This window comes from Streptomyces sp. CT34 (assembly GCF_000805335.1).
In the GTDB taxonomy this organism is placed as follows: domain Bacteria; phylum Actinomycetota; class Actinomycetes; order Streptomycetales; family Streptomycetaceae; genus Streptomyces.
Genome location: NZ_KN708638.1, coordinates 920,206 through 930,749, shown reverse-complemented (window position 1 = coordinate 930,749; position 10,544 = coordinate 920,206). Strand labels below are relative to the sequence as shown.

At 71.5% G+C, this 10,544-nt stretch carries 9 protein-coding genes; 1 reads left to right on the top strand and 8 read right to left on the bottom strand.

What is annotated here, in order from left to right; all coding sequences use genetic code 11:
* Positions 1 to 62 precede the first annotated feature (62 nt).
* The 5 genes from RZ84_RS04175 to RZ84_RS04155 form a co-directional block, all read right to left on the bottom strand.
* Entirely contained in the window at positions 63 to 563 is a 501-nt protein-coding gene (locus RZ84_RS04175; protein WP_043263132.1) for a DUF6328 family protein, read from the bottom strand.
* 58 nt (positions 564 to 621) lie between these two features.
* Complete coding sequence (locus RZ84_RS04170; RefSeq protein WP_043263131.1) at positions 622 to 3,213, bottom strand: ATP-dependent Clp protease ATP-binding subunit; 2,592 nt, start codon at positions 3,211 to 3,213, stop codon at positions 622 to 624.
* 464 nt (positions 3,214 to 3,677) lie between these two features.
* Positions 3,678 to 4,274 carry a type-2Aa cytolytic delta-endotoxin gene (locus RZ84_RS04165; protein ID WP_043263130.1) on the bottom strand — a complete coding sequence of 199 codons (597 nt, stop codon included), beginning with the start codon at positions 4,272 to 4,274 and terminating at the stop codon, positions 3,678 to 3,680.
* Positions 4,275 to 4,392: 118 nt separating this feature from the next.
* Complete coding sequence (locus RZ84_RS04160; protein WP_241777566.1) at positions 4,393 to 5,694, bottom strand: MFS transporter; 1,302 nt, start codon at positions 5,692 to 5,694, stop codon at positions 4,393 to 4,395.
* Positions 5,685 to 6,113 (bottom strand): MarR family transcriptional regulator, encoded by a 429-nt coding sequence (locus RZ84_RS04155; protein ID WP_107068229.1) that lies wholly within the window; start codon positions 6,111 to 6,113, stop codon positions 5,685 to 5,687. The genes RZ84_RS04160 and RZ84_RS04155 overlap by 10 nt, the downstream gene beginning before the upstream one ends.
* Positions 6,114 to 6,518: 405 nt before the next feature.
* Between RZ84_RS04155 and RZ84_RS04150 the strand changes: the two genes are divergently transcribed.
* Positions 6,519 to 7,181: a GNAT family N-acetyltransferase gene (locus RZ84_RS04150; RefSeq protein ID WP_078893563.1), complete on the top strand. Its 663-nt coding sequence runs from the start codon at positions 6,519 to 6,521 to the stop codon at positions 7,179 to 7,181.
* 394 nt (positions 7,182 to 7,575) lie between these two features.
* On the opposite strand, the gene RZ84_RS04145 is transcribed toward RZ84_RS04150, so the two are convergent.
* From RZ84_RS04145 to RZ84_RS04135, 3 genes are all read right to left on the bottom strand, one after another.
* On the bottom strand, positions 7,576 to 8,031 hold the full coding sequence (locus RZ84_RS04145; protein WP_043263127.1) for a GNAT family N-acetyltransferase: 456 nt from the start codon (positions 8,029 to 8,031) through the stop codon (positions 7,576 to 7,578).
* Positions 8,032 to 8,669: 638 nt separating this feature from the next.
* Positions 8,670 to 9,017: an Ig-like domain-containing protein gene (locus RZ84_RS04140; protein ID WP_043263126.1), complete on the bottom strand. Its 348-nt coding sequence runs from the start codon at positions 9,015 to 9,017 to the stop codon at positions 8,670 to 8,672.
* Between the two features lie 253 nt (positions 9,018 to 9,270).
* Entirely contained in the window at positions 9,271 to 10,251 is a 981-nt protein-coding gene (locus RZ84_RS04135) for an ATP-grasp domain-containing protein (protein WP_063772660.1), read from the bottom strand.
* Positions 10,252 to 10,544: the final 293 nt, after the last annotated feature.

Genomic DNA, 10,544 nt, shown 5'->3' with positions numbered 1-10,544 from the left:
CGGGGCCCCCGCCGGCACTTCACTCCATCGTCGCACCGGCCCGGCTCGCCCGCAGCGGCAGCTCACTGCCGCGACGAGTAGCGGTGCAGGACCCAGGCAGGCAGTGCGAACCAGCACAGGACGAACCACGCGACCAGCCCCGCCACGACCCAGGGCGCGGCACTGCCGTTCAGTGCGATCCGCAGAATCAGCAGCAGCGCCGAGGCGACCGTGGCCAGCAGCAGTACGACACCGACCAGCGCCAGCCGCGAGGCCCAGAACACCGTCTGCGGCTTGAGCCGGTCCCGGGCCCCCAGCCGGTGGAAGGTCACCGTCCCCACCAGCGCACCGGTGGTGGCCGCGCCCAGCAGCACGGTCACGACGTAGATGATGCGGTCCGCCTGGTCGAGGACGGCGAAGCGCGGGGTGAACACGACGGTCAGCAGGAAGCCGAAGAGGATCTGCACGCCGGTCTGGATGACCCGTACCTCTTGCAGGAGTTCGCTCCACCGCCGGTCGGCACGCTCCTCCGGCGTCTCGTGACGACCGTGTGGTCCCGGACCGGCCGGTGCGCCCTGCTTCACCTCTCCTCGCCGTCTCCCCGCACGCTCGCGCACCCGCCTCCCGTGGTCGTCCCCCGGCTCAGTTCGTCGCCGCCGGGTTCGTCGCCTGCTCGGTCACGTGGAACGCCAGCTCGTCGTCCTGGACGTCCACCCGCACCTGGTCCCCGGCCGACAGCGCGCCGTCGAGCAGCAGCCGCGACAGCCGGTTGTCGACCTCGCGCTGGATGGTGCGGCGCAGCGGCCGGGCGCCGTATTCGGGCTGGTGGCCGCGGCGGGTGAGCCAGTCCACCGCGTCCGGGGTGACGTCGACGGAGATGCCCTGGGCGTGCAGCCGGCGGTCGGTGCCCTCCAGCAGCAGACCGGTGATCTGGTGCAGCTGCTCGTCGGTGAGCTGCCGGAACACGATGATCTCGTCGAGCCGGTTGAGGAATTCGGGCCGGAAGTGCCCGCGCAGGGTGGCCAGCGCCCGCTCCCGCGCCCCGTCGCCGGCCCCCGCCTCGGCGGTACCGAAACCGAGCACCCCGCGACCGCCGCTGAGCGCCTCCGAGCCGAGGTTGCTGGTCATCACGATCACGGTGTTCTTGAAGTCCACCGTCCGTCCCTGAGAGTCCGTCAGATGACCGTCGTCCAGCACCTGAAGGAGCATGTTGAAGACGTCCGGATGGGCCTTCTCGACCTCGTCGAGCAGCAGCAGCGAGTACGGGTGATGACGCACCGCCTCGGTCAGCTGCCCCGCGTCCTCGTGGCCGACGTACCCGGGCGGGGCGCCGATCAGCCGGCTGACCGTGTGCCGCTCCTGATACTCGCTCATGTCGAGCCGCACCATCCGGTCCTCACTGCCGAACAGCGCATCGGCCAGCGCCCGGGCGAGTTCCGTCTTGCCCACACCGGTGGGACCGAGGAAGAGGAAGCTGCCGATCGGCCGGTTCGGATCGGCGAGCCCGGCGCGCGAGCGCAGCACCGCCTCCGAGACCGCCGTCACCGCGTCCTCCTGCCCGATCACCCGCCCCTGGAGCCGGCCCTGCAACCCGAGCAGCCGGTCCTTCTCCTCCTCCGTCAGGCTGCTCACCGGCACGCCGGTCTGCCGGGACACGACCTCCGCTATGTCCTCGGAGGTCACCTCCACGATCCGGCCGTCCCCGACCGCCGGCCGCGCCCCCTGGTTCGCCTGGATCTCCTCGATCCGCCGCTTCAGCTCGGCGATCCGGTCGCGCAGCTCGGTCGCCCGCTCGTACTGCTCGGAGGCGACCGCCTGGTCCTTGTCCCGGAGCAGCTGCTCCGCCTCGCGTTCCATGTCACGCACGCTGGGGGTCTTGGCGGCCGAGCGCAGCCGTACCCGGGCGCCCGCCTGGTCGATCAGATCGATGGCCTTGTCCGGCAGGAACCGGTCGGCGATATAGCGGTCGGAGAGCTCCACGGCCGCCAGTACCGCCTCGTTCGTGTAGCGCACCTGATGGTGGGCCTCGTAGCGGTCCTGCAACCCGCGCAGGATCTCCACCGTGTCGGCGATGGTCGGCTCGGGCACGAGGATGGGCTGGAAGCGGCGGGCGAGCGCGGCGTCCTTCTCGATGTGCCGCCGGTACTCCTCCAGCGTGCTGGCCCCGATGACATGCAACTCGCCGCGCGCCAGGGCGGGTTTGAGCATGTTGCTGGCCTCCAGCGCACCGCCCTCCCCCGTGCCGCCGCCCGCGCCCACGACCGTGTGCAGCTCGTCGATGAAGACGATCAGCGAGTCGGTGTGCGCGCGGACCTCCTCGATGATGTTGTTCATCCGCTCCTCGAAGTCACCGCGGTACCGCGTACCGGCGACCACCGCGGCCAGGTCCAGCGCCACGATCCGCCGCCCGGCCAGCGTGTCGGGCACCTCCCCGTCCGCCAGCCGCTGCGCCAGCCCCTCCACGATCGCGGTCTTGCCGACCCCCGCGTCACCGACCAGCACCGGGTTGTTCTTGCCCCGCCGCGACAGCACCTCGATGGTCTGCTCGATCTCCTCCTCGCGGCCGATCACCGGATCGATCCGGCCGGCCCGCGCGAGATCGGTCAGATCGCGGCTGTACTTGTCCAGCGTGGGTGTGTCGTGATGCGGTACGGCCCCGTGCTCGGCGCCCTGCCCCGCGGGCGGATGCCCGCCGGCACTGCCGTGCGAGGCGGCCGACGCCTGTGCGTCGAAGTGCGCGAGGTTCAGAATCCGCCCGGCCGCCGAATCCGGGTTCCCGGCCAGCGCCTCCAGCACATGCTCCGGACCGATGTACGAGGCCCCCGTACCGCGCGCCAGCTCGTGCGCCCCCAGTAGCGCCCGCTTCACCGCCGGTGTCACCGCGACGCTCTTCTGGAGCGGCCCGGAGCCCGCATTGCGGTCGATCTCCGCCGCCAGCGCATCCGGATCCGCACCCTGCTGCCGCATCAGGCTCCGGGTCGGCTCGGCGCTGAGGGCCGCCCGCAGCAGATGCTCGGTACCGAGCTCGGGACTGCCGTGTTCGGCGGCGTACGCGGCGGCGGTGGTCACCAGATCCCGGGCGGAGCCGCTCATCAGCCGGGCGATGTCCGCCTGCTTGGGCATGGGTGCTCCCCCCTCGCCGGGCGACTGTGCGCTGCGCCCGAAGAACCTGGCGAGAAAGTCACCGAACGAGTCCGGGCCAATACCCTCCGGACCCATGAATCCGTTGCTCATGTGCGTCCGTTCCGCTGTCACGACCGTGCCGCGACATGCTGTCTGGTCGGGTTCGTAGCGCTTGTTCCTGTGCAGTGCTCCCCTGTGCGGTCGTCGGCTGCGACTCCTCGACTCCTCTGTTCAGGATCCGCGCCAGGAGGGCTGTCCGCACCCGGGGGACGGGGGAGCGCAGAACCCGGGGACGCCACCCCCGTATGACGGCCCCGGACGGCGCGCCGGGCCGCCGCCGACGATCTCGCCGCCGGGGCACTCCGCAGCCCGATCCACTCGATCACGGAGAGCCGGCGAAGCGCTCGACGCCGAACGGCGACGTCACGATCCTGCTGCTCGATCGCTGGGCGCGGCACCGATCGACGGGCGGGCGCGGCACTGACCCGTCGGACAGGCCCCGGCGGTATCGGCCCGCACCCGGCACCGGGCGCCCGACCCCGGCCGCGCACCCGGCCGGGGCCACCGCCAGGGCATCACGCCGCGCCGGGAAGCCCCTGCCGGACGGCGATCGCGTTGAGCCGGATACCGCACCGCACGACGTCGTCGAGGGCCAGCTTGCCCACCTCGTCCGCGGTCAGCGCCAGGGTCACGTCGACGCAGCAGGCGACGGCGTGGACGTACCCCTCGGTCTCCTCGTCCTGGAGGGCGAACAGCACGTTGTAGTAGTAGCTCGTGCTGTCCGCGGAGTCTCCGTGGAAGGAGAGGTGCGTGCCCTCCTGCGTGTCGAGGCCGAGGAAGGCGTCGGCGAGCGCGGCCTCGACCCTGTCCCAGAAGACGGGGTTGCCGAAGGGATGGGTGAGCGCCTGGCGGACGGCCTCCCGGAGCGAGAGCACCATGACGCCCACGGGAGCCGTCTCCTGGAGACCCCAGCCGCGGACGATCCTGACGGTCGAGCCGCCGGGGATGGCGCTCGCCGCCCGGCTGATCTCCCCGAAGTCGAAGTTCACGGTCGCCGGGGCGATCGCGTGCTGGAAGGCGTCGGCAATGCGCTGCGCCGGCTCCAGCGCGGCGGGGCCCACCTCGAAGACCGTCCGGAAGGTCGTCTTCTCGGCGGTGGGCTGGTCGGACATGACTGCTCCTCACATGCGAATGGATCACGTCGCGCCGACCGGCAAGTATGCCGCCCGCCCCACGAGATGACGGGGGCGCCCTCGCGCTTTCCGTGCCACCGCCCCGCGCCGTACCGCACTACGGGCCGGTCGGCGCCGTTTGCGCGGCGGCGGGCGCGGCAGCCGTCACGGGCCCGCGCAGACCCGGCGTGCCGAGGCCCACCAGCACGACCGCACCGACGCACAGCAGGCCGCCGCTGACCAGCGCCGTCACACCCGACGTCGCGTCCGCCACGAGACCGCCGCGCAGATTGCCGAGGTCCGGCCCGCCCTGCCCGACGATCTGCTCGGCGGCGCCGACCCGGCCGAGCAGTTCGCCCGGGGTGTGCGTCTGGACAAGCGTGCTCCGGGACACCACGGACACGGTGTCCGCGGCACCCGCCAGAACCAGGCAGGCCAGCCCGCACCACGCGTGGGCCGACAGCCCGAACAGCGCCAACGCCCCGCCCCAGGCGGCCGATCCGCCGAGCATGACCAGGCCGGGGCGGGACAGCCGCGTGAAGCTCCCGGAGAGGACCGACGCGACCACGCCGCCGGCGGCCAACGCGGTGAGAAACAGTCCGAGCGCCCGCGGATCGCCCCCGAACCGCTCGGCGTTGAGCAGCGGGAACAGGCTGACCGGCATCGACAGCACGGTGGCGGCCAGGTCCGTGAGCAGTGCCCCGCGGATGACGGGGGTGCGCACCAGGAAGGCCAGACCGTCCAGTACGCCGCGCAGCCCCGGCCGCGCCGGCTCGTCCCCCGGTGGCAGTGGCGGCAGACCGAACGCCCCGTAGAGCCCCGCGGCGAAGGTCAGCGCATCGACCAGATAACAGGCGCCGATACCGAGCCAGCCCAGGACCAGCCCGCCCAGCGCCGGCCCCAGCAGCATCGCGCCCTGGAACGAGACCCGCTTCAGCGCCAGCCCGGCGGCCAGTTGCCGCTTCGGCAGCAGGCGCGAAACGAAGGTGCGGGACGCCGGTCCGCTGCCCGCGACGAAGCAGGACTGCACCGCCACCAGCAGCAGGACACCCGCGGCCGGCAGACCGCCGAGGACGCTCTGCAGGGCGAGCAGCAGCGAACACCCGGCCTGCCCCAGGGTCGTCCACAGATAGCACGTCCGCCGGTCCACCCGGTCGACGAGCGCCCCGGCGAACAGCCCGAGCGTGATCAGCGGAACGGCCCGGGCGAGCGCGACCGCACCGGTCCAAGTGGTGCTGTGCGTCGTCTGCCAGACCTGGAACATCACGGCGACCAGCGTCATCTGGCTGCCGAGCCCGGACAGCGCCCCACCGATCCACAGCCGCCGGAAGGCCGGTGACGACCGCAGCGGCGCCACGTCCAGCAGCAAGCCCCGGGTGCCCGCGCCGCCCTCCCTCCCCTTCGCGCGCCTCACTCCCACGCCGGGTCCTCGGCCAGCTTCGCGGCGATCCGGTCGTGGAAGCTCCTGCGCTCCAGCGCCCGTTCGATGTCGATGACGACCTGGGTGAGCGGATAGGGAATCTCCGCCTCCAGTTCGGCGAGGGCGGCTTCGGTGGCCCGCCACTCCGCCGCCAGCCGGCCGACCACCGCGCCGGCCCGCTCCGTGAGCGTCACCTTCTTCGTCCGCGCGTCCTCGCCCGGCACGGTCCGCACCCATCCGGCGGCGCGCATCGCGGCCACCTTCTGGCTGAGCGCCGAGTGCGAGTGGCCGACCGACTCGGCCAGCTCCGTGATCGTCATCGGCCCACGGGCGTGCAGCCGGAGCAACTCCCTCACGTGGTTCGGCTTCAGCCCCTCGATCCGCCGCTCCGCGTAGATCCGTGCGATGTCCGCGTCCATCGACGCCTGGAGCAGCCGGAGCGGACGCCACCGGCTCTGGTGGGTGGGGTCGGGGGTGGTGTCCTGGGTGACGTCCGGGCTGAGCGCGGGATCCTCGGTCATGAGCGGCAGCGTAACAGCACTTACACAACCACTGTCAGAAATGTCCGTGAGCCGGTGCCTGCCAGCCAACAGCCGGGAATATGACGTCAGTTGGGCGGGGTGTTCCGCGTACATCCGCATCCGCATCCGCATCCGCATCCGCGTCGGCGTCGGCGTCGGTATCGGCGTCGGTATCGGCCCCCGCCCGCGCTCTCATCCGCCGGGCCGAGGCCACGCCCGACGTCAGGGCCGAGGTGGCGCGCACCGAGCCCGGACCGGCGAAATGCGTTGGACGGCTCCGTACGGTCTTGGCAGCCTCTCGTCATGGAACCTTGCGCATGGCCCCTGTACCGGCTCCGGGTGACGACGCCGCGCCTTGAGCTGCGGCTGCCCGACTTGAGTCAGCTGGATGAGCTGGCCGCGGTGGCGGCGAAGGGCGTGCATGACGAGGCACGGATGCCCTTCACGGTGCCCTGGACCGACGCCGATCCCGAGGAGCGTGGGCGGGCGACGTTTCAGCATGTCCTCGGCACCGTCGCCCACTGGCGTACGGAGGACTGGACGCTCAGTCTGGCCGTGATGTGCGAGGGCAGGGTGGTGGGGCGGCAGGACCTGTCCGCGGTCGATTTCGCCGTGACGCGGGAGGCCCAGACGGGTTCGTGGCTCGGGCTCGCGTACCAAGGGCGTGGAATCGGCACGGAGATGCGGGCCGCCGTGCTGCATCTGGCTTTCGAAGGGCTAGGCGCGCACTCCGTGACGTCCGGCGCGATGACCGACAACACCGCTTCTCTCCGGGTGTCGCGGAAACTCGGCTACCGACCCGACGGGCTCACCACGGCGTCCGTGCGAGGGATGGCGTGCACCGTGCAACGGCTGCGGCTCGACCGCGCGGACTGGGAGGCGCACCGTACGGTCCCGGTGGAGATGCACGCTCTCGAAGCGTGCCGGGACTTCTTCGGCCGGGGCGCCGGTTCCGTGGGACGGTGAGGTCGATCGGGCGCTGGGGTAGCGGCGGTCGCCCTGGCCGGATGGGCCGGTCGCGGCCTGGCCGGCAGTCGCGCCTCTCCGGTGGGCCCTGGTGGGGAAGTCGTGCGGTTCCTGTCACCCAAGGAATGGGTTTAGGGGCACGTTCGAGTGGCGGGCGTTTCCCGGGGTACCGGCTGGTCAATACCGTCCAGGGGCCCCTCGACTCGCCTCATCCACCGGAGGATTCATGACCGAACGTGCCGTCTCCGTTGTCGTCGCCCTCAACCCCGCGCTCGACAACAGTGGTTCGAACCGCTGATCCCTCCCCTTGCCGGCTGTCCTTGCCCGGCCCGCCCAGCCGCCGGGCGGGGCAGGGGCGTGCCTCTCTTCTTTCTTTCCATTGCGCTGCTGCCTCTCACAGCAACTTCGTCATGAACGTACTGTTCGGGTCGGGCCGGTAGTCCGCGAACGGTGCGCAGCGCTCGAAGCCGAACTTCTCGTACAACTTCCGTGCGGGGAGGAAGAATTCGGCCGAGCCGGTCTCCAGGCTCAGTCGTGTGAATCCCCTGCGGCCCGCCTCGGTGAGGATGTGCTCCAGGAGTCGTGAGGCGATTCCGCTCCGCGTGCGCTGCGGGGTGGTGCGCATCGATTTCAGCTCGGCGTGGTCCGCGTCCAGCCGCTTGATCGCACCGCAGCCGACCAGGGTTCCGTCCTCCCGGGCCGACCAGAACGTCACCTCGGGCCTGCGGAGTTCGTCGAGATCGAGCGCGTGCTTGCTCTCCAGGGGTGTGATGGCCCGCATCTGCTGAACGTGCTCGTTGAGGAATCCGGCGATTTCCGGTCCGGAGAGGTCATCCACCGTGATCTTCATGTTGCCGGTCCTTTGCTGTGGGGCGGGGCTTGGTGCTGCGGGTTGCGGGTTCCGTGACCTGGGCGGCGCCAGCTCACCTGCCCGAGGCGAGGTCGCTCAGGGCCTCGGACCAGTGTTCCGAACCGTGTTCGGCGAAGGCGAGCGGGTCGGCGGCGCGCAGGCGGTGCTCCACCAGGTCCTGGTCCAGGGGCAGGCCGGGGAGCGGTGAGCGGGGGAGGCCGATGCGGCAGAGGGTCTCGCGGTTGTGGCCGGTGATGTCCGTGGGGACCTGGTCCGCCGCGAGCGGCTCGGTCGCCTGCTGGATGAGTTCGCCGACGCGTGGGACTTTTCGAGGTTGGCGGCGAACTCCTCGACGTGACCGGTGAATTCGCGGACCTCGTTCTCGTTCACCTGCGGCCGGTTCATTCCGAGCGGGTCCATCACCCGGACCAGCCCGTCGGGCAGTTCGATCGCCACGTTTCGCTTCCCCCGGTCCCACCGTTCGTGCCAGCGCCGATGACGGCGCATCAGCTCAGCCAATGGTGCCGATGTTCACGACACAAGTACCTACCCGGCCACATCGGGGCCGGTTTCGCGCGGGGGGAGGGGAAGGGAGTCCCCCGCGCGGTTGGCGAGCGCCGCGCGGCGCTCGCCGCGGCTCAGTGGTCGACCGTGATCTCGAAGCGCTCCGGGGCCGCGCCCTCGGTGGTGACGGTGAAGACGGCGGTGCCGGCCGCGTCGCCCGCCACGAGCTGGGGGCTCTGTGCGTAGCCCTCGGCGTCGGTGCGGACGTGTGCGGTGGCCGCACCGCCTTCGAAGAGGGCCTGCTGGCTCATGGAATCCCAGCAGAACGTCACCGCGGCGTCGGCCACAGGTGCGTGCTTCTGGCTGTCGACGACCCGGGCCTTGAGCGGGTGGGCGAACGTCTCGTGAGGACCGGCGTGCTGCCCGGTTCCCCCGGCCGGCTGGATGGCCCGCGCCCAGCCCCAGCCTGCTTCCGCACTCATACGGCCTCCTGACTCACACATCCCGCTGGTGGCAAGGCGCCCGGACCCATTCCCGGGAGACGTCGTGATGCTAGACAAGCCGCCGCCGCATCCCCGCGTACGACCGCTTCATTTACGGGAAGTTCCTGCGGTGGAGTGACAGGTGCGGTGACCGGTGGGGGCGGGCAGGGTGGCAGGTGGCCGCAGGCGGTGCGGGGGAGAGGCCGGGAGGCGGGGAGGCGGGGAGGGCCGTACGGCGGGGCGGCCGTCGCGGTCATGGGCGCAGGGTGGGCGAACTCCGTTGCATCGCGGGTGCCTTGGTGCTGTCCGCGAGGCGGTAGGCGTCGAGGTGGCGGTCGATGCAGTCGATGATGGCCGGGATCACCGCTGTCATTCCGGGGCGCCAGCCGGGGACCGCGTTGACCTCGCAGACGGTGTGCTCGCCGGTGGCGGAGAAGAGCAGGTCCACACCGGCGATGGTGAGGCCCAGGGATTGCGCGGCCCGGACGGCCAGGGCCTCGGCCTCCGGGTAGCTGCCCTGGCAGAGGGTGGCCGAGCCGCCGCGGTGGAGGTTCGAGACGAGTGCGTCGCCGCGGGCGGTGCGCAGCTCGGCGGCGACGGGTGCCCCGTCGACGACGACCACCCGCAGGTCGCGCCCGTGCGAGGGGGCCACGTACTGCTGGAGGACGACGGGCACCTGGTCGGCGAGGCTGCCCGCCACGTCGCACAACAGGGCCAGGTCGGGGGCGAGGAACACCTGCTTACCGCCGTAGCCGTTGACGGACTTGACCACGCAGGGCGCGTCGAGACCAGGGGTCCGCACCACGCCGTCCAGGGGGCTGGTGGTGTACGAGAGGGAGTCGGGTACGGGCAGGCCGGCCAGGGCCAGCTCCTGTAGCTGCCAGACCTTGTTCCGGCAGGTGAGGTGCGCTTCGAGGGGGTTGATGAGGGTGGCTCCCATGCGCTCCAGGTGCCGCAGGAGGGTCACCTCGCGGTCGTGCTGCATCGTGCAGGGCGTCTGGCGCACACAGACGACCTTGGGGGCCGGCACCTCCTGCCCGCCCAGGGTGCGCAGGAACAGCCGCCCCTCCTGGACGCCGAGGAGGAGCTCGCTGGTGTGCCAGACCGCGAACCGGGAGCCGTACGTCGTCCTCAGCGCGTCCGCCAGAGATGCCGTGGAGCCGACCGCCCCGTACGGATGTGTACGTACCAGCAGCCAGACGTCCAGCGCGGGCAGCGTCGGTGACTGAGCCATGAATCCGCCTCATCCCTTACGGCACCGGGGATCGGGGACCGGTAGGTGAGTTCCCCTCAGGGCCGCACCCTACCGGGGATTCCACGGCATTCTCGCCGTATCGCGTGGTATGCGGGCCGGTTCGTGGAGGCGCTGTCCAGGAGTGCCGGGAGGACACGGTTCCCAGGAAGGCTGCCCGTCACCCGGGCCCCTGCCCGGGGTGCCTTCGGGCGAATACCCGGCCGCTCGCGTTCGGCCGCCCGTCCGCGGTGATATCAGACCTTGGGTAGGCGCAGAGGCGGGAGCCTGTCTCC

Coding starts and splice junctions, on each gene's coding strand:
- RZ84_RS04150 (WP_078893563.1), top strand. CDS start 6,519: ATGGAACCTTGCGCATGGCCCCTGTACCGGCTCCGGGTGACGACGCCG.
- RZ84_RS04145 (WP_043263127.1), bottom strand. CDS start 8,031: ATGAAGATCACGGTGGATGACCTCTCCGGACCGGAAATCGCCGGATTC.
- RZ84_RS04140 (WP_043263126.1), bottom strand. CDS start 9,017: ATGAGTGCGGAAGCAGGCTGGGGCTGGGCGCGGGCCATCCAGCCGGCC.
- RZ84_RS04155 (WP_107068229.1), bottom strand. CDS start 6,113: ATGGACGCGGACATCGCACGGATCTACGCGGAGCGGCGGATCGAGGGG.
- RZ84_RS04135 (WP_063772660.1), bottom strand. CDS start 10,251: ATGGCTCAGTCACCGACGCTGCCCGCGCTGGACGTCTGGCTGCTGGTA.
- RZ84_RS04170 (WP_043263131.1), bottom strand. CDS start 3,213: ATGAGCAACGGATTCATGGGTCCGGAGGGTATTGGCCCGGACTCGTTC.
- RZ84_RS04165 (WP_043263130.1), bottom strand. CDS start 4,274: ATGTCCGACCAGCCCACCGCCGAGAAGACGACCTTCCGGACGGTCTTC.